Consider the following 18,611-nt stretch of genomic DNA (forward strand, 5'->3'; position numbering starts at 1 on the left):
CCCCCCCGCCATACCGTGGACGCGATCCTGCGCGAACCGCTGGAGATCCACGGCCTGGGGGATCGCGACCGGCGGATCCTCGGCGCGCTGCGCGACGTGGGGCTGGGGCCGGAGTTCCGCTTCCGCTACCCCCACCAGATCTCCGGCGGCCAGCGTCAGCGCATCGCGGTGGCCCGCGCCCTGATCCTCGAGCCAGAGATCCTGCTGCTGGACGAGCCGACCAGCGCGCTCGACGTTTCGGTGCAGGCCGAGATCCTCAACCTGTTGAAACGCCTGCAACAGGAGCGGGGGTTGACCTACCTGATGGTCTCCCACAACCTCGCCGTGGTCGCCCATCTCTGCGGGCGCGTGGCGGTGATGAACCGCGGCCGCATGGTCGAGGAGCTGACCGAGGAGACCCTGCGCGCCCACACCCCGGCCGAGCCCTACACCGCCCAGCTGATGAGCGCGACCGAGGGCTACGACCGCGAGGCCGTCCGCGGATACCGCAGCTTCGAATAGCCCCGCGCGGGGGCCCCACGCGCGCCGCCCGCCGACGCCCCGTCTTCGTCCGGCTTCCTTACAGACCCCTTGCGCACCCGGCCCGCGGCGTGATCCCCATAAGGGGCCGCGCCGGCCTCGACGCCTGCGCGCAAATCACAACAGCGGCCGCAATGCGCCGCGCACGGAGGAAGACGTCCATGGCCAACCTGCCCCCCTACCAGCATCGCTCCCGCTCCATCGCCGGAAGCGTCGCCTTCGTCACCGGCGCCGCCTCGGGGATGGGCCGGGCGACCGCGCATCTGTTCGCGCGGGAGGGGGCGAAGGTCGCGCTCAGCGACCTGACGCAGGAGGGGGTCGACGCGGTGGCCGCAGAGATCGCCGAGGCCCGCAAGGACGACCCCAGCATCGGCGAGACGCTGGCCTTCGCGATGGACGTCTCCAAGCTCGACGCCATCCAGGCCGGGATCAAGAAGGCCACCGACCACTTCGGCGGGCTCGACATCCTCGTGAACAACGCCGGCTTCTCCGCCTGGGCGCCGATCGACGAGCCCGACGCCTACGAGACGCAGTGGGCCCGCGCGCTCGACGGGATGCTGACCGCCCACCAGCGCACCATCCGCACCGCCCTGCCCTGGCTGCGCAAATCCGCCAACCCGCGGATCGTCAACATCGCCTCGACCGAGGGGCTGGGCGCCACGCCAGGCAACACCGCCTATGTCGCGGCCAAGCACGGGGTCATCGGCCTGACGCGCGGCTTCGCCTGCGACCTCGGCCCCGAGGGGATCACCGTAAACGCCATCTGCCCCGGCCCGATCCGCTCCGGCATCACCGAGCGCATCCCCGAGGAGCACAAGGTGATCTACGCCAAGCGCCGCACCGCCCTGAAGCGCTACGGCGACCCCGAGGACATCGCCAACGGCGTGCTCAGCTTCGCCCTGCCCTCGGCCAGCTACATCACCGGCACGGCGCTGCCCGTCGACGGCGGCCTGACCATCCGGCGGGCCTAACCGGCCTCGGCCCTCGCGCCCGCGAAGGCCCAGAAGCGCTCCGCCAGCGGGCGGGGCGCGCGGGGGCGGCGGATCATCACCAGGTCCGTCGAGACCCCGCCCCCCTCGATGCCCACGGTGGCGAGCGAGGGCCCCACCGCCGGCCGCGCCATCTCGAACCAGCCGATGTCGACCGCCGCCACCCCGGTGCGCAAGGCGAGCCGCATCAGGGAAATGGCGTCGGCCTCGCCCGCCCGGACGGTCTCGGCGCCGACCTCCGCCAGCCAGCGCCCGACGCCCGAGGCGAGCGGCCCGCCATGCACTCGGCCGACGACGGCGACCCGCACACCCTTCAGTTCCGCCTCTGCCACCCGCGCCCTTCCGAAAAACGGATGGCCCGGCGGCGCCAGCAGCCCCACGCGGCGGGTCGCGAGCACCCGCGCCTCGAACTCCGCGCCGCGCACCGCGTTGATCGGCGAGAGCTCGTCGCGCGCCGAGGGTTCCAGCGTCAGCGCAAGATCCGCCTCATCGCTTCGCACCGCGTCGTAGAGGCGTGAGGGGCTCAGCGCCAGCACGTCGATCCGCGCCTTCGGGTGACGGGTGGCGAAGGCCTCCGTCAGCGCCGCGCGCTCGGCGATCAGGGTGGAGTCGAGGGGCGCCGCGATCCGCAAGTCGTTGGAAACGATCTCTCTTGCCCGCTGCAGCGCCCAGTCATGCTCCAGCACCACCCGCTTGGCGTTGGTGATCAGGGCCCGCCCCTCGCGGGTCAGCGAGACCCGGCGGGAGGTGCGCTCGAACAGCCGGAACCCCAGCCTGCGCTCCATCTCCTTGATCATCGCCGACAGCGCGGGCTGGGAGATGTTCAGCTCCGCAGCCGCTCTCGTGAAACTCTCATGCTCGGCGACCTTCACGAAGGCGCGGAAGGGGGTGGCTTCGAGGTCCATGGAGGCTCCGATCCATAAGCGATCCCGAATGATCGCCCAAGAATCCGATATTGGAAAGCGCCGCGCCGTTCGGCGACCCTCGCGCGGAAGAAACCGGAGGAAACGCCCATGTGGTCTTTCGAGACCGACCCCGAGTTCCAGAAGGAGCTCGACTGGATCCGCGACTTCGTGCGCGAGAACGTCGAGCCGCTGGACCATATCCTGCCCAGCCAGTGGAACATCCATGACGAGGGCTTCAAGCGCCTGGTCCGCCCGCTGCAGGCCAAGGTGAAGGAGCGCGGGCTCTGGGCCTGCCACCTCGGCCCGCATCTGGGCGGCAAGGGCTATGGGCAGCTGAAACTGGCGCTGATGAACGAGCAGCTCGGCCGCTCCCGCTTCGGCCCGATCACCTTCGGGACCCAGGCGCCGGACACCGGCAACTCCGAGATCCTGGCCCATTTCGGCACGGACGAGCAGAAGGAGAAGTGGCTCAAGCCCCTGCTCAACAACGAGATCGTCTCCTGCTATGCGATGACCGAGCCGCAGGGCGGCGCGGACCCGCTGATGATCGAGACCACCGCCGAGAAGGACGGCGAGGGCTGGGTGATCAACGGCGAGAAGTGGTTCTCCTCGAACGCGAAATTCGCCTCGTTCTACATCGTCATGGTGAAGACCGAGCCGGAGGCCAACGACCCCTACCGTCGCCAGTCGATGTTCATCGTCGACGCCGACACGCCGGGCCTCGAGATCATCCGCGACTACGGCTACCACGGCCAGGCCGAGCCCGAGCACGCCCATGTCCGCTGGAACAACGTGCGCGTGCCGCCCGAGAACTTGCTGGGCGGGCGCGGCGACGGCTTCGCCGTGGCCCAGACGCGTCTGGGCGGCGGGCGGCTGCACCACGCCATGCGCGCCATCGCGGAATCCCAGAAGTGCCTCGACATGACCTGCGAGCGGGTGGTGTCGCGCAAGACCAAGGGCGAGCCGCTGTGGAAGCAGCAGATGGTGCAGGAGCGGATCGCCGACGCCTGGATCCAGCTGCGCCAGTTCCGCCTGCTGGTGCTCGAGACCGCATGGCTCGCCGATCAGGGGCATGACTGGAAGGCGCTGCGCCAGCAGGTCTCGGCCGTGAAAGTCATGATGACCAAGGTGTTGCACGACATTTCTTCGATGGCGCTTCACCTGCACGGCTCGCTGGGGATCACCACCGAGGTGCCGTTCTCGGACCACCTGATGAACAGCTTCATGATCGGCCTCGCCGACGGTCCGACCGAGGTGCACAAGTCCGTGGTCGCCCGCCAGCTGCTCAAGCAATATGAGCCGAACCCCGAGATGTTCCCCGACTACGTGCGCTGGAAGGCGCAGGAGAAGCAGGCCCAGCGTGTGAAGGAGGCCGGGTAATGGACGTGAAAGACACCGATTTCTCCGGCCAGCGGGTGCTGGTGGTGGGCGGCTCGGCCGGGATCGGCAACGCCGTCGCGCAGGGGTTTCTCAAGAGAGGCGCGGAAGTCCATGTGTGGGCTCGCAAACCCTCGGCCAAGGACTATGAGGGTGTGGCGGAGTCGGACCTGACCGGCATCCACTATCACCAGATGGACGTCTCGGATTTCGACGCCGTTGAGGCCTGGGAGGCGCCTTTCGACAGTCTCGATGTGGTGGTCTGCGCGCAGGGCCACGTGATCTACAAGCGCGGCGAGTTCAAGTGGCAGGGCTTCCGCGACGTGGTCGACGTGAACCTGACCTCGAACATGGTGATCATCGACAAGTTCCTGCCGATGCTCGAGAAAACCAAGGGCTCGGCGATCGTGGTCAGCTCGACCGCGGCCTATCACGCGACGGTCGGCAACCCCGCCTACAACGCCTCGAAAGCGGGCGCGGTGGCGCTGGTGCGCACGCTGGGGGCGGCCTATGCGCGCTCGGGCGTGCGGGTGAACGGGCTGGCGCCGGGGTTCGTGCCGACGCGGATGACCGCGGTGACCACGGATCGCGAGGACCGCGCCGACGCAATGCGCCAGCGCATCCCCATGGGCCGCTTCGGAAAACCCGAGGACATGGCGGGCGTGTGCCTGTTCCTGGCCTCGCCGCTGGCAGCCTATGTCACGGGGCAGACCATCGCCTGCGACGGCGGTTTGGTTCTGTGAGCCAAGCCCCTGACAGCGCTGCGAAACCCGAGGGTCGCGAGGTCGGGGGCGTGGACCTCGACCGGCTCGCGTCCTGGATGGACGGCGAGGGGCTGGGCGAGGGGCCGATCGAGGCGGCCCGCACCCTCTCGGGCGGCACCCAGAACGTGCTGCTGCGGTTCCGGCGGGCGGGGCGGGACTTTGTCCTGCGCCGTCCGCCGCCGGTCCCGCGGCAGGGCTCCAACCGCACGATGGAGCGGGAGGCGCGGGTGCTGGGCGCGATCGCGGGCTCGGACGTGCCCCACCCCCGCCTGATCGCAGGCTGCGCGGACCCCGAGCCGCTCGGCGTCGCGTTCTACCTGATGGAGCCGGTCGAGGGCTTCAACGCGGTCACCGGCCTGCCGGAGCCGCACCGCTCCGATCCCTCCATCCGCAGGCGGATGGGGTTCGCGCTGGTCGAAGGGATCGCGGCGCTGCACGCGGTCGATCATGTGGCCGCGGGGCTGGGCGATTTCGGGCGGCCGGAGGGCTATCTCGCCCGCCAGGCCGACCGCTGGCTGGCGCAGCTGACCGACTATGAGCGGCACGCGGAATGGCCGGGTCGCGCGGGCCTGCCCGGCGTCGACAGGATCGCCGACTGGCTGCGCGCAAACCTGCCTCCCGAGCAGCCGCCGGGGATCCTGCATGGCGACTATCAATTCGGAAACGTGATGTATCGGCCGGACTCGGGCGATCTCGCGGCCATTGTCGACTGGGAGCTGGCCACCATCGGCGACCCGCTGGTGGATCTGGGTTGGATCGTGGCATGTTACCCCGGATCGGGCGGGCCGGAGCTGCCGGTTCTCAGGATCGAGCCGTGGGAGGGGTTCCCCTCGGCCGAGGACCTGATCGCGCGCTATGGGCAGCTCTCCAGCCGCAATTTAAATCACATCGACTGGTTTATTGTGCTGGCCTGCTTCCGCTTGGGCATCATCCTCGAGGGGACGCACGCGCGGGCCTGCGCGGGGCGGGCCCCGAAGGCCACGGGCGATCTGCTGCACGCGACCGCCGTGGCGCTGATGGGGCGCGCGCTGCACCGCATCGGCTAGGCCCAGACCTGCGCGAGGGGAGCCGCCCCCCCGCGCGATCCGCCCCGCGAGGGGCCAGAGAGCGCCCGTCAAAGAGGCGCCCAACCGGGAGAGAAACGCATGCTGCTGCCCCCCATGACCGACTACTGGGAGACGGCGCGGAGCTATCGCCGCCCCGAGCCGCCCGAGACCTTGAGCTTCGCCGACATCGTCGACGGCCACGCGCGGGACCCCGGGCGGCAGGCGCTGATCTGGACCAACGCCGAGGGCGCATCGCAGCGTTTCACCTTCGCCGAGATCGCGGCGCTGTCCAGGCGCATGGCCAACGTGCTGCGCGCGCAGGGCGTGGGGCGGGGGGACCGGGTGATCGTGATGATCCCGCGGATCCCCGAGTGGCAGATCGTGATCACGGCGCTCGCCCGGCTGGGGGCGATCGCGGTGCCCTGCCTGACGATGCTGACCCGAAAGGACCTCGAGTATCGCCTCGGCGCGACCGAGCCGGCGGCGATCCTCACCGTGCGCGGCGAGGCGCCCAAGTTCGACGGGCTGGTCCCCCGGGGCTGCGCGCGGCTGGCGGTCCCCTACGGCCCCGGCGAGATGCCGGAGGGCTGGACCGACCTGCGGGCGGAGATGGAGGGCGCCTCGGAGGAGATCGAGAGCGCGCGGCTGCGGCGGGAGGATCCGGGGTACATCTACTTCACCTCCGGCTCGACCGGGACGCCGAAGGGGGTCACGCACTCGGCCTGGTTCGTGTGGGGGTTCCACGAGATCGCCGCCTACTGGTTCGACATGAACGACCAGTCGCAGGCGGATATCTGCTGGGGGACGGCGGACACCGCCTGGGGGTTCAACGCGACCTCGACGCTGATGGGGCCGTGGCTGGCGGGCGTGTGCGCCTTCGTCCATGACGGGCCGTTCGATCCCGGGAAGCGGCTGGAGCTGATCGCGGAGTGGGGGGTGACGATCTACGCCGCCGCGGCCTCGGAGTATCGCTGGATGCTGGGGGAGGACGTGGCGGCCCATGATCTCAGCCGCCTGCGCCTCTCGATCACCGCGGGCGAGAGCCTGGACGCGCCGACGGCGGAGCGCTGGATGCGTCTCTCGGGGACCAAGTTCCTCGAAAGCTACGGCCAGACCGAGAGCTTCATGTCGGTCGCGAACTTCCCCTGCACCGAGATCCGCCCCGGCTCGATGGGCCTGCCGATGCCGGGCTTCCCGGTGGACGTGGTGCACGAGGAGACCTGCGAGCCCCTGCCCCCCGGCGAGACCGGCGCGGTGGCGCTGAAGTGTCCGTTCGACGGGCTGATGCTGGGCTACTGGCGGGATCCCGAGCGGACGGAGGGCTGTTTCAAGCTCGCCGCGGACGGGTCGAAATGGTTCATCACCGGCGATCTCGCCCGCAAGGACGCCGACGGGTATTTCTGGTACGAGGGGCGGGCGGACGATGTGATCAACGCCGCCGGCTACCGGATCGGCCCGGCCGAGGTCGAGGGGGCGGTGATGTCCCATGATGCGGTGCGCGAATGCGCCTGCGTGGCCTCTCCGGACGAGAAGCGGGGCGTGGTGGTCAAGGCGTTCGTGGTGCTCCACGACGGGCATGCGGGCGACGAGGCGATGGCCAGGGCGTTGCAGGACCACGTGAAGGCCCAGACCGCGCCCTACAAGTATCCCCGCAAGATCGAGTTCCTCGACGAGCTGCCCAAGACCGTCTCGGGCAAGGTCCAGCGGCGGGCGCTGCGCGACCTGGAGTACCGGCGGGCGCGCGACGCGGTCGCCTGAGAGCGGGCGGGGAGCCGCCCGCCCCCGCTCCAACGCCGCGCCGGTTCCGGGGCGCGGCCGCCGCTCGCGACCGGACGCCCCCGCGCGATCCCGCGGCGCTCCGTTGCGCGTGTCGCGGGCGCCGCGTCGGGCGAGGCGCCCGGGGCGAGCGGCCCGCCCGCGGCGCGCGGCCGGCGAGGGCGCCCGGGACCCCGGCCGCCGGGGGGCGACCGTCGGTCCTGGAGAGACATCCGCAACGCGCCGCGGGCGAGACCTGCGGACCCGCGCCCCCGCCGACGCGGCGCCTCCGCGCCCCGGCCCCGGCGCCCCGCAGGGGGCCGGGGCCGGGGCGCGGCCGATCAGGGCTCGCCGCGCGCCTGGCGCATCATCTCCGAGAGCATCGGGTCGCCGGGATTGGCGAGGAGCGCATCGGCCAGGATCTCCTGCGCCGCGGGCGCCCCCTGCGTCGCCGCCGCGATCCGGGCGCGCATGCGCCAGGCGTCGACCAGCTGGGGATCGAGGGCGGTCGCCTCGGCGAAGGCGGCCTCGGCCGCCGCGAAACGCCGGGTGGTCAGCGCCAGACCGCCGAGCTGCAGGTGCGTCTCGGGGAAGTCGAGGCGAGAGCCCATGGCGCTCTGCCATTCCCCCAGCGCCCCGCGCAGGTCGCGCGAGATCGCCTCGGGCATATGCGCGATCGGCGCGTTCAGCATCGCCCGGGCGGCGGCCTGGCGGACCAGGCGGGCCGGGTCGCGCAACATCAGGGTCAGCTCGCCGAAGCCTTCCTGGGGCGGCAGCGGCGCCACGACCCCGATCGCGGCCGCGCGCACCAGCGGATCGGGATCCGAGAGCAGCGGCAGCGCCCGGCGGGCGGCGGCGGGATCGTTCGCGGCCTCGAGCAGCCACAGCGCGGTGGCGCGCGCGATGCCGGGCTCGCCGGGATCGAGCGCCAGCCCCGCCAGCTCCTGCGCCGAGGCGGCGGCGTTGGCGCGTCCCCGCGCCAGGGTCGCGCCGAAATGCGGACGCGCGGCGGCGTCGGGGTGTCGCGCGGCGATCTCGGCCGCCGCCCAGCCGGGGTCGCGGTCCGCGTGGCAGCCGCTGCAGGCGTCGGGCGCGCCGGTGATCGCGGCGAGGTCCGGGCGCGGGATCCGGAACGAGTGATCGCGCCGCCCGTCGATCCCCATGTAGTCGCGCGAGACCATGTGGCAGGAGACGCAGCGCGCGCCCTGCGAGTCCTCGGGGTGGAAGTGGTGCTCGGCGCTGGCGAAGTCCTTCAGCGGCAGGCTCGGGAACTCGGGGTTGCCCGCGGGAGAGTGGCACTGGGCGCACAGCGCGTCGCCCTCGAGCTTGACCTGCGCCGCGTGGGGATCGTGGCAATCCATGCAGCCCACCCCCCTGGCGTACATCTTCGACTGCAGGAACGAGCCGTAGACATAGACCTCGTCCAGGATCTGTCCGTCGGCGTGGTAGAGGCCCGGGCGCAGGAGCGCGAGGTTGTAGGCCTCGGCGAACGGCGTCCCCGGCGGCGGCGAGCCGGGCAGGAACGACTCGCGCCGCGAGTGGCAGCCGGCGCATTGCTGGATGCCGGCTTCGGTATCGGCGAAGTCGACGGCAAAGCCGGGATCCGCGCCCTGCCCGTCCGCGGCCCAGTCGGAATGCGCGGCGCCGGGACCGTGGCAGGATTCGCAGCCCACCCCGATCTCGGCCTGGGTCGAGGCGTAGGTGCGGCTCGCGGGGTCGTAGCCCTTGTCGTAGCCGGTGGCGTGGCACTCGGCGCAGCGGGAATTCCAGGTCTTGTAGGGGCCGGTCCAGTGCAGCCCGTCGCCGAACGGCAGGTCCTGGTCGGGGTAGAGGTGGTACCAGCTCTCCCGCTCGGCGTCCCAGACGAGGTCGAAGCTCTGCAGGCGGCCGGGCTCGGTCTCGAGCACGTATTGCTGGAGGGGGGCGATGCCGATCACCCCGGCGACCCGGTAGGCGGCGCGGCGGCCGTCGGATTCGGTCACCGTGATGCGCGGGGTCCCGTCGGGGTCGGTGGCGAAGCGCCCGCCGAGCCCGTTGTGGGAGAACTCCGCCCCCGAGAAGTCGCCCAGCGCATGCCCTTCGGAGGGCAGCGTCCAGGCGAGGTCGTGGTGGGAGCCGGTCCAGGCCTCGGCCGCGTCCGCGTGGCAGCTCGCGCAGGTCTGCGAGCCGACGTAGCCCGCAGGCTGGGCGAAGGCGGGGCCGCCCCCCGCGAGCGCCAGCAGGGCGGCCAGCGCGACGAGGATCGGGGACGCGGGACGACGCATGGGCGGGCTCCGGTGCTGGGCGCCGAAGCCGGGGCGGCGCGACGCTGGCGGGCGGGCCGCGCCCTGCCCCGGTTGCAAGGCATAGCGCGGCGACCGCGGAGCGGGCAACGGCCGGAGCGCAAAGAAGGCGCGGAAACCGCTTGGAATTTCGGCGCGTGGGCGCAGCGTCCGGAGGCGGGACGCCCGCCGGCTGCCGAGGCCCGGCGCTGGCCCCAGTCAGGCCCGGGTCAGGCAGAGGAGCCGGCGTCGGGACGGCCTTGCCCGACAGCGGCGGGCGGCGGGCGGGTCAGAGCAGGAAGTCCTCGGGCCCGATGTCGGACGCCTCGACGCCCTCGAGCCTGAGGGCGACGTTCCGGAACGAGACGAGCGCGTCCCCGCCCCTGCTCTCGACGTCGATCTGCTTCCAGCGGCTGGCGCCGCGCGTGATCTCGATCAGGTCCTGGCCGTCCTTGAAGCCCAGGATCACGTCCCGGCCGTCGCCGCGGGCGAGGCGGAAGACGTCCTCGCCGCCCCCGCCCCACATCCGGTCGGCGCCCCGGCCGCCCTCGATCACGTCGTCGCCCGGCCCGCCCCAGATCCGGTCCCTGCCGCCGTCGCCCGAAAGCCGGTCGTCGCCCGCATCGCCCCACAGCCGGTCGTTCCCGGCCTGCCCCTTGAGCACGTCGTCCCCGCCGCGGCCCCGGGCGCTGTCGTCGCCCCGCCGCAGCAGCAGATTGTCGGGGCCCGAGGCGCCCCGGATGACGTCGTCGCGATTGGTGGGAAGCTCGGAGGCGACCTTGACCGTCGCGGGGCGGGAGGAGACGGCGACCTCCCGCGCCTCGGTCTCGAGCGTGCGGGCGGAGGTCAGGCGCAGCGCGATCTGCTCGGGCCCCTCGAGCGTGTCGTCGCGCGCGAGGCTGACGGTGACGAGCGCGATGTCGCCGCCCGCCTCCGAGAAGTTGACCGTGCCCGAGGTCGGGCCCTTGAAGTCGCTCTCGGGGGTCAGGACGCTGGGGGCGATCGCCCAGGTCGCCTCGTAGATGCCGTCGTCGATGGAGTGGCGCTGGATGGCGAAGGTGTAGCTCTGGCCCTCGCGGATCTCGGCCTTGCGGCCGGCCGAGACGGTGAACCAGGCGTCGAGGCTGGTCGCCTCGCCCGTCCCCCCGTCGATCGACAGCAGGCCCGAGGCGTGGCGGTCGCCGCGGCTCGAGGTGTAGCTCGATCCGCCCGGGCCGGTCGCGCCGTTCGAGGCGTACCACGCCCCCTTCGCGCCGCCCGCCCCGCCCGCGCCGCCCGGAGCGGTGGCGAGGCCGGGGGTCTGGGCGATGTCGCGGATCTCGTCCCCGGCCACGGCGAAGCCGGCGATCTCGCCGCCCCGGTTCAGCACGCCGTAGGCCGCCTCGCCGTGCTGGCCCTGGAAGCCGCCGGGGCCGCCGCGCCCGCCGGGGCCGCCGGCGCCGGCGTTGATCTTGAAGGACTCGCTGTCGCCGCCCTCGCCGCCCTTGCCTCCGGTCGTGCCGCGGCCGCCGCGGCCGCCGGTTCCGGGCGTGGCGGCGTTGCTCTGCGCGAAGACGGCGTTCTCGAGGGTCAGCGCGCCCGCGTTCCACACGGTCGCGGCGTCGCCGCCGGTTCCGCCGCTGTTGCCGCGGTAGCCGGTGTCGCCCGGGGCGCCGTTGTAGCCGTCGGCCGACTTGCCCTTGGCCGAGGGCGCCCCGCGGGTTCCCCCGGTCCCGCCGTCGCCGGCGATGGCCACGTTGTCCTCGAAGCGCACGTCGCGCAGGGTCAGCTCGCCGGCGTTGGAGATCGAGGACCACGACGCGGCGCCCGCGGCCGAGGTCGCATGGCGGCCCTCGACGAAGGCCACCCCCTCGATGGCGACGCGCGCGCCCTCGAGCACCCGCAGATGCTGGACGGCGCCCTGGCCCGAGAGAGTCACGTCGGGCAGATGGTCGCCGTCGCGGTCGCCCTTGAGGGTCACCGGGTCGGGGTCGGACAGGGTCAGGACCGAATGCAGCCGGATCTCGGTCACCTCGGCGGCGAAGCGGATCACGTCGGCGCCGGGAGACTCCGCCGCCGCGGCCAGCGCGCCGCGCAGGGTCAGAAGGTCGGGGTCGTCGTCGGTCAGGCTCGACGCGCTGCTGGTGACGGTGAACCGGGCCATGTGCCTCCCCTCGCGCCTGCCCGGCGGCCGGGTCGCGAGGCCCCCGGGCCCCGGGGACGCGGCGGCGGCGCGGGGCCGTCGGGTGCGGGGTCTGCGCCCCTGTCCCTGCCTAGCCGCAGGCGGACGCCGCGGCAAGAGGGTGGGTTTCTGATCGGGATCAATTCGCTTGGCGGCGGCGTGAGGGCCATGCTACCCCCGAATTCCGTTGCGTCAGGGAGGGCGCGCAGACCAGACCGAGGGGCGACGCCGACATGTTCGACTTCATCAAGAAGGCCGGCTCGGCCCTGGTCACCGGCGTGAAGAAGATCGTGGGCGTGGTCTCGGACACCGTGTCGGGCGCGGCCGAGGCGATCGAGAGCGGGGCGAGGAAGGTCGCGCAGGCGGTCAGGGACGCCGCCGACGCCGCCCAGCAGGTCGCCGCCGACGCGGTCGGCGTGGCCGAGCAGGCCGTCGACTTCGTGGTCGGCGTGGCGCAGGACGCCGCGGAGAGCACCGCCGAGGCGATCAGGGCCGGCGCGGCCGCGGTCGGCGACGCGCTGGGCGAGGCCGTCGCGCTGGGGCGGGCCGGCCTCGAGGCGGTGTGGGACAAGGCCGCGGAGTGGCTCGGGACCGCGCGCGACGCGGCGGCCGACGCGCTCGCCTCGGCCCGCGACGCGGCGGCCGGCGCGCTCGAGGATTTCAAGGAGGCCGCGCAGGCCGCGCTCGACGCCGCGATCGAGAGCGTGAAGGCCATCGTGCGCAAGGCCGGCATCGTCATCGAGGGCGACGGCAACGACAACGACCTGGCCGGCGGGGGCGTCGCCAGCTTCATCCACGGCAAGGGCGGCGACGACCGGATCTACAACCTGGGCGGCTATGCCGAGGCGCATGGCGACAAGGGCGACGACGAGATCCGGGTCGACGGGATCTCGGCCAAGCTGTTCGGGGGCGAGGGCAACGACCTCATGGCTTCGAACGCGGGGGTGGCCGACGTCTTCGGGGGCGAGGGGCGCGACCGGATCAAGGGCTTCGGCGCGGTCAACGTCCTGCGCGGCGAGGGCGACAACGACACGATCGTGGCGACCGGGGGCGACAACAAGATCTACGGCGGCGCGGGGGGCGATGCGCTGACCGGGCGGGGCGGGCGCAACCTGATGCGCGGCGAGGACGGGCGCGACACGCTCAAGGCCTACGGCGCGTGGAACGACGTCGACGGGGGGGCCGACGACGACGTGATGCGGGGGTTCGGGGCCTACAACAACCTCAACGGCGGGAGCGGCGACGACCGGATCTTCGGCCTGGGGGCCGAGAACGCGCTGATCGGCGGCGCGGGCGACGACCGCATCGACGCGATTGGCGCGGTGTCGAGCGCCTGGGGCGGGGCCGGCGACGACAGGATCCGCGCCACCGGCGGGGTCAACGACCTGCGCGGCGAGGCGGGCGCGGACGTGCTGATCGGGATCGGCGGGGTGAACATCATCCGCGGCGGCGGGGGCGACGACACGTTGAGCGCGCGCGGCGGCTGGAACCGCATGTTCGGCGAGGAGGGCGACGACCTGCTGCTGGCCACCGGCGCGGTGAACGAGCAGTACGGCGGCGCCGGCGACGACCGGATGGGGGCGCTCGGCCAGGCCAACGTCCAGTTCGGCGGCGAGGGCGACGACGCCATGGCCGTCTACGGCACCAGGCTGAACTTCCAGAGCGGCGAGGCGGGCGCGGATCTGCTGTTCGCGGGCGGGCTTCTCAACATCCAGCTGGGCGGCGCCGGGGACGACTGGCTGATCGCGATCGGCGGCGTGAACATCCAGCATGGCGGCGAGGGCGACGACGTGCTGGCCGCGGTCGGCGGGGCCAACGTGCAGATCGGGGCGGCGGGCGACGACTGGCTGATCGCGGGGGGCAAGGGCACGGCCCAGTTCGGCGACCACCTGTGGTCCTCGATCCCCGAGGACGCGCGCGTCGGCAACGCCCGCTTCGGAGAGGAGCGCGAGAAGCTCGACGCCCGGGTCGACGACGCCGGGGGCGGCGAGAACGTGATGATCGGCGGCGGCAAGGCCAACTTCCAGTTCGGCGGCGAGGGCCGCGACGTGCTGCTGGGCGGAGGCGTGGCCAACCTGCAGTTCGCCGGCGCGGGCGAGGACGTGATGGTCGGCTTCGGCAAGGGCCAGGTGCAGAGCGGGGCCGAGGGCGACGACGTGATGGCGGGCCTCGGCATGGCGGGCCTGCAGCTCGGCGGCGCGGGCGAGGATGTCCTGTTCGGGGTCGCGCGCGGCAAGAAGGCCGGCGCCCAGGTGCAATGGGGCGGCGAGGGCGACGACCTGGTGATCGGCTTCGGCCTGCAGGCGGGCAAGAACCCGATCCAGAAGTTCAAGGACTACATGTCCGACGCGAGGAAGCTGCGCAAGATCGTCGACACCAAGTTCGGCGGCGATGTCGACGGCGACAGGAAGGCCGCGAAACTGGCCTCGGACTTCGGGGCCGAGAAGCTCAAGAAGGCGCTGCTCAAGGCGATCCCCTCGGTCAACGTGCAGATCGCGGACGCGGGCGACGACGTGCTGGTGGCCGGCGGCGAGCTGGGCGTGCAGTCGGGCGGGGCGGGCGACGACATCTTTCTCGGCGGGGGGGCCTACAACCTGTCGATGGCCGGGACCGGGGCGGACCTGATGCTGACCGACGCGGCGGGGCTGAACATCTACCACGGCGGGGACGGCGACGACTGGATCGTGGACGCCTCGATCTTCGTGAGCTACGTCGCCGGCTCGTTCCTGCCGGTCAGGCAGATCGCGGCGGCGGCGGCCTGGATCGACGACGCGCTCGACCCGCTCGAGGCGGTGGTCGACACGGTCGCCGACATCCAGGAGATCCTTGAGCGGTTCGATCCGCTGAAATACGTCGAGTCCGCGCTCGCCCCCTCGATCGCCAAGCTCAAGTCGGCCTTCGACCTCTCGACCAACCAGTTCATCGGCGGCGCGGGGAACGACGTGATCGGGGCGGGCGACACCGGCGGCGATCTGGTGGGGGGAGCGGGGAACGACACCTACCTGTTCACCTTCGGCTCGCGCGGGGAGCATGACATCGACGAGGCGGGCCTCGACGCCGCCCGCGACTGGGCCGGGCGCACCCGCTCGGACGCGGCGCGCGAGGAGGCGCAGGCGAACGCCGGGGGCGGGGCGGCAGGCGGCGCGGACGTGATCGAGCTGCGCGGCTTCGGCGGGCTGGTCGACATCTCGGCCGACAACCTCGCCTTCGCAAGCCTCGGGGGGAGGGACCTGGTGATCGGGCTGCGCACCGCGGGGGGAACGACGCTCGATTTCGCGGGCCACATCCGGGTGAAGAACATGGACGAGGCCGCCACCCGGGTCGAGACGCTGCGCATCGTGACCTCGGAGGGCTCGGTCGAGTACGACATCGGCCGGGCCTGGCAGGACGGCGAGCTGAACCAGGAGACCTGGACGTCGGAGTCCGCGCGCGGCTTCAGGCAGGTGCTGCGCGGCAAGTGGCCCGAGGCCTGGACCGACGACGCGGTCGACCTCTCCCCCTACCTGATCGCCGAGACCGCGACCCGCGGCGCCCAGGCGATCTTCGACGACCGGGTCGAGGACTGGCTGGGCCAGGTGCGCACCGCCTTCGAGCATATTCCGGGCGCCCGCAACGCCTTCCGGGACGCCGAGGCGCTGGCCGGCGACATCGTCAGGCTGGCGGAGGAGGCGCCCGACGAGATGCCCGGCTGGGCCTGAGCCCTGCGCCAGTCGCGCGGGATCCGCCAGATACGCCCCGGTCAGACGCGCGTCGGCCGGACGCGCGTCGGCCGGACGCCCGCAAGGGCGCCCGGCCGGTTCCGTCTCGGCCCCGGGGCGCGGCGGCCCCGGTCGCGCTCACTCGGCCAGGCCGACATACTCGAGGGTGAACATCTCCACCGCCAGCGAGGCGCCGACCCCGTCGGAGGTCGAGACCGACACCGGCTGCAGCGCGAAGGACTTGTCAAAGCCCCCCAGCAGCGCGTTGGCGCCCACGCCCTTGCCCGCGGCGATGTCGGCGCCGACGCCGAAATAGTCGCCCTCCATCGCCGAGACCTCGGCGTCGACGGAGGGGGCGAGGACCGCCCATTTCAGCGTCTCCTCGGCCTTGATGGTCAGGTCGGCGCCGAGCTTGCCCATCTTGGCGGTCAGTTCCTCGGAGGGGCGGTCGTCGGCATGCTCGAACACGCAGTCGAAGGTGGTCGAGGAGACGATGATCAGGTTGGTCTTGTCGGCGAGCGTGCAGGTCAGCATGCCGAACTCGACGCGGACCTCGTTGTCCTGGGCGCTGGCCGGCGCGAGGCTGGCGGAGGCGGCGGCCAGCAGGCCGGCGGCGGCGAAGCGCGCGGCGCGCGAGGAAAGCTGGAGCATGGCGGTCTCCCTTGATCGGGCGGAGGAATTCTCCGCCGCGACGGAGCGTCGGCCGAGCCCACCCCGTGCCGCACGCGCCCGTCCTTGCGGCAGGGCTACGCGTCCGGGCCTGAACGGAGACTGAACGAAACGCCGCTCAGGCGGCGCCGCGGCGGGCGGGCTCGGGCGGCCGGGACGGCGCCGCGGCGAGGGCGGCGGCCTCGGCGGCCATGTCGGCGCGGCCGGGGCGCAGGGCGGCCGCGAGGTCGGCTGCGATCTCTTCGCGCATCGGGGTGTGACCGACGTCGAACCACAGGTGCGCGTGGCTGGCGCCGCCGTCGCAAAGCCGCGCGCGCAGGGCGGCGCCGGGCCCGAAGGCCTCGGCCGCGTCATCGACCGCCAGCACCGCCAGCACCCGCCGCCGCGCGCCGCCGCCGGTTCCCGCCGTCGTGATCACGCAGACCGCCGGAAGCGCGGGCGGCGGCGCGGACGCCGGGGCGGAGGCCGGAGCGGACGCCGGGGCGTCGAGGCCATAGCAGAGGGTCACGTAGGCGTTGCCGGATTTCCCCGACCAGATCCCGCTCATCGGCATGTCAAACCCACTCCCACAGGACGCTGCACTCACCCAAGCTGGAAAATCCATTTTTTCCCGCCGGTTCGCAAGCGGAAAGCCCTTAGAACTTTCGTCGATTCCCCGGCGCGGCGCCCTGTCGATTGCCGGCCGCGGCGACGCGTGCAAGGTTCGTCGCAGGCTGGATCGGGGGGCGCGCGATGAACGACCGCAGGGACCTGCGCGGCTGGTGGGACGGCGCGCCGCGCGCCCCCTGGCCGCAGGGGCGGGGGCTGGCCGTCTCGGTGGTGGTCAACGTCGAGGAGGGGGCCGAGAGCTCGATCGCCGAGGGCGATCGCGTGAACGAGCGCCTGCCCGAGGCCAACCAGCGCGTCGAGGACCATCCCGACCCCTGCATGGAAAGCCAGTTCGCCTACGGCCCGCGCGCCGGCTTCCGACGGGTGCTCGAGGCGCTGGCGGCCCACGCGATCCCGGCCACGTTCTCGACCTGCGGCCGGGCGGCCGAGCGCACGCCCTGGCTGCTGCAGGCGGCCGTCGCGGCGGGCCACGAGGTCTCCTGCCACGGCTGGCGCTGGGTCTCCCACGCCGGCATGGCCGAGGCGGAGGAGCGGGCGGTCATCGCCCGCAGCCACGCGACGATCCTCTCGGCCACAGGCGTCGCGCCGGTGGGCTGGCACACGCGCTCGGCCGCCTCTCCCGCCACCCGGCGACTGCTGGGCGAGCATGGCGGATTTCTCTACGATTCCGACGCCTACGACGACGACCTGCCCTATGCGGCGGCGGCCGCGGGCCGGCCCCATATCGTGCTGCCCTACGCGTTCGACACCAACGACATGCGCTTCGAGCCGGGGGGCGGTTTCGTGCAGGGGCGGGACTTCGCGGACTATTGCCTCGCCGCGCTGGAGCGGCTGCGGAACGAGGCGCGGGGCGAGGCGCGGATGCTCTCGATCGGCCTGCACCCGCGCCTGATCGGGCGCCCCGCGCGGATCGGCGGGCTGGAGACGGTCCTCTCCGCCCCCGCGCGCCTGAGCGAGGCGGGCGAGGTCTGGCCCGCCCGCCGCCGCGACATCGCCCACGCCTGGCGCGCGGCCTCGGGCCTGCCCGCCTGGGCGCCCCTGCCCCCGATTGCGGAGACCGCGCCATGAAGATCCTGCTGGTCAACCCCAACATGACCCGCGCCATGACCGACCGCCTGGCCGAGGTTGCGCGCGGGGTGGCCGCGCCCGGCACCGAGATCCTGCCCCTGACGGCCGAGCGCGGCTTCCCCTACATCTCCTCGCGGGCCGAGGCGCAGATCGCGGGCGCCCTCGCGCTCGAGATGATCGCCCCGCGGGCGGGCGAGGTCGACGCGGTGGTGATCGCGGCCTTCGGGGATCCGGGGCTCGATGCGGCGCGCGAGCTGTTCGACCTGCCGGTGACGGGGATGGCCGAGGCCTCGATGCTGACCGCCTGCCAGCTTGGCCGCCGCTTCGGAGTGGTGACGTTCGCGCCCTGGCTGAAGCCCTGGTACCACGCCAGCGTGCGCGACCTGGGGCTCGAGGCGCGGTTTGCGGGCCTGCGCTCGGCCGAGGACATCGACGGTCCGGTGAGCGATGTGGCGACCAACATGCGCGACATCCTCCTGCGCCTCGCCCGGCGGATGGCGGCCGAGGACGAGGCCGACGCGGTGATCTTCGGGGGCGCCCCGCTGGCGGGCCTGGCCGCCGAGCTTGCCGACGACCTGCCCTGCGTGGCGATCGACCCGATCTCGGCCGCCGTGACCCAGGCCGAGGCGCTGGTCCGCCTCGCCCCCAAGGGCGCCAACCGCGGCGCCTGCGCCCGCCCGCCCGCAAAACCCTCCGAGGGCCTCGACCCCGCGCTCGCCGCCTGGATCGCCCACAGCCCGTAAGCGCCTCTGGCGCCCCGCCCGAACCCCCGGCGCAAAGCGCCTGTTCT

At 72.9% G+C, this 18,611-nt stretch carries 14 protein-coding genes; 9 read left to right on the forward strand and 5 right to left on the reverse strand.

The annotated features are described in order from the left end of the window. Together AAC134_RS21150 and AAC134_RS21155 are read left to right on the forward strand one after the other, a co-directional pair. Positions 1–501 (forward strand): ATP-binding cassette domain-containing protein (locus AAC134_RS21150; protein ID WP_339951289.1); only part of this gene is annotated, 501 nt, incomplete at its 5' end. A gap of 179 nt (positions 502–680) precedes the next feature. Next, complete coding sequence (locus tag AAC134_RS21155) at positions 681–1,490, forward strand: SDR family oxidoreductase (RefSeq protein ID WP_339951291.1); 810 nt, start codon at positions 681–683, stop codon at positions 1,488–1,490. Here the strand turns inward: AAC134_RS21155 and AAC134_RS21160 are convergent. Further along, positions 1,487–2,413, reverse strand: coding sequence for a LysR family transcriptional regulator (locus AAC134_RS21160; RefSeq protein WP_339951293.1), 927 nt, complete (start codon positions 2,411–2,413; stop codon positions 1,487–1,489). The two genes, AAC134_RS21155 and AAC134_RS21160, sit on opposite strands and share 4 nt — an antisense overlap. A gap of 108 nt (positions 2,414–2,521) precedes the next feature. On the opposite strand from AAC134_RS21160, the gene AAC134_RS21165 reads away from it, so the two are divergent. The 4 genes from AAC134_RS21165 (at position 2,522) to AAC134_RS21180 (ending at position 7,358) form a co-directional block, all read left to right on the forward strand. Then, positions 2,522–3,793, forward strand: coding sequence for an acyl-CoA dehydrogenase family protein (locus AAC134_RS21165; RefSeq protein WP_339951295.1), 1,272 nt, complete (start codon positions 2,522–2,524; stop codon positions 3,791–3,793). Then, positions 3,793–4,533, forward strand: coding sequence for an SDR family oxidoreductase (locus AAC134_RS21170; RefSeq protein WP_339951297.1), 741 nt, complete (start codon positions 3,793–3,795; stop codon positions 4,531–4,533). The genes AAC134_RS21165 and AAC134_RS21170 overlap by 1 nt, the downstream gene beginning before the upstream one ends. Next, on the forward strand, positions 4,530–5,600 hold the full coding sequence (locus tag AAC134_RS21175) for a phosphotransferase family protein (RefSeq protein WP_339951299.1): 1,071 nt from the start codon (positions 4,530–4,532) through the stop codon (positions 5,598–5,600). The genes AAC134_RS21170 and AAC134_RS21175 overlap by 4 nt, the downstream gene beginning before the upstream one ends. 99 nt (positions 5,601–5,699) lie before the next feature. Continuing rightward, a complete protein-coding gene (locus tag AAC134_RS21180; RefSeq protein WP_339951301.1) occupies positions 5,700–7,358 on the forward strand; it encodes an AMP-binding protein in 1,659 nt (552 codons plus the stop codon). A 338-nt stretch (positions 7,359–7,696) separates the two neighbouring features. On the opposite strand, the gene AAC134_RS21185 is transcribed toward AAC134_RS21180, so the two are convergent. Both AAC134_RS21185 and AAC134_RS21190 read right to left on the reverse strand, forming a co-directional pair. Further along, positions 7,697–9,619, reverse strand: a complete 1,923-nt coding sequence (locus AAC134_RS21185; RefSeq protein WP_339951303.1) for a multiheme c-type cytochrome — start codon at positions 9,617–9,619, stop codon at positions 7,697–7,699. A gap of 286 nt (positions 9,620–9,905) precedes the next feature. After that, complete coding sequence (locus AAC134_RS21190) at positions 9,906–11,759, reverse strand: hypothetical protein (RefSeq protein ID WP_339951305.1); 1,854 nt, start codon at positions 11,757–11,759, stop codon at positions 9,906–9,908. A 251-nt stretch (positions 11,760–12,010) separates the two neighbouring features. Here AAC134_RS21190 and AAC134_RS21195 point away from each other — a divergent pair, with 251 nt between their 5' ends. Further along, positions 12,011–15,475: a calcium-binding protein gene (locus tag AAC134_RS21195; protein WP_339951307.1), complete on the forward strand. Its 3,465-nt coding sequence runs from the start codon at positions 12,011–12,013 to the stop codon at positions 15,473–15,475. Positions 15,476–15,613: 138 nt separating this feature from the next. Here the strand turns inward: AAC134_RS21195 and AAC134_RS21200 are convergent, their stop codons facing one another. Both AAC134_RS21200 and AAC134_RS21205 read right to left on the reverse strand, forming a co-directional pair. Beyond that, positions 15,614–16,126 (reverse strand): DUF992 domain-containing protein, encoded by a 513-nt coding sequence (locus AAC134_RS21200; RefSeq protein ID WP_339951309.1) that lies wholly within the window; start codon positions 16,124–16,126, stop codon positions 15,614–15,616. Positions 16,127–16,262: 136 nt separating this feature from the next. Further along, on the reverse strand, positions 16,263–16,691 hold the full coding sequence (locus AAC134_RS21205; RefSeq protein ID WP_339951310.1) for a hypothetical protein: 429 nt from the start codon (positions 16,689–16,691) through the stop codon (positions 16,263–16,265). A 185-nt stretch (positions 16,692–16,876) separates the two neighbouring features. Here AAC134_RS21205 and AAC134_RS21210 point away from each other — a divergent pair, with 185 nt between their 5' ends. Both AAC134_RS21210 and AAC134_RS21215 read left to right on the forward strand, forming a co-directional pair. Further along, positions 16,877–17,821 carry a polysaccharide deacetylase family protein gene (locus AAC134_RS21210; protein ID WP_339951312.1) on the forward strand — a complete coding sequence of 315 codons (945 nt, stop codon included), beginning with the start codon at positions 16,877–16,879 and terminating at the stop codon, positions 17,819–17,821. After that, positions 17,818–18,564 (forward strand): aspartate/glutamate racemase family protein, encoded by a 747-nt coding sequence (locus AAC134_RS21215; RefSeq protein WP_339951314.1) that lies wholly within the window; start codon positions 17,818–17,820, stop codon positions 18,562–18,564. The genes AAC134_RS21210 and AAC134_RS21215 overlap by 4 nt, the downstream gene beginning before the upstream one ends. Positions 18,565–18,611: the final 47 nt, after the last annotated feature.

The organism is uncultured Albimonas sp. (assembly GCF_963977235.1).
In the GTDB taxonomy this organism is placed as follows: domain Bacteria; phylum Pseudomonadota; class Alphaproteobacteria; order Rhodobacterales; family Rhodobacteraceae; genus Albimonas.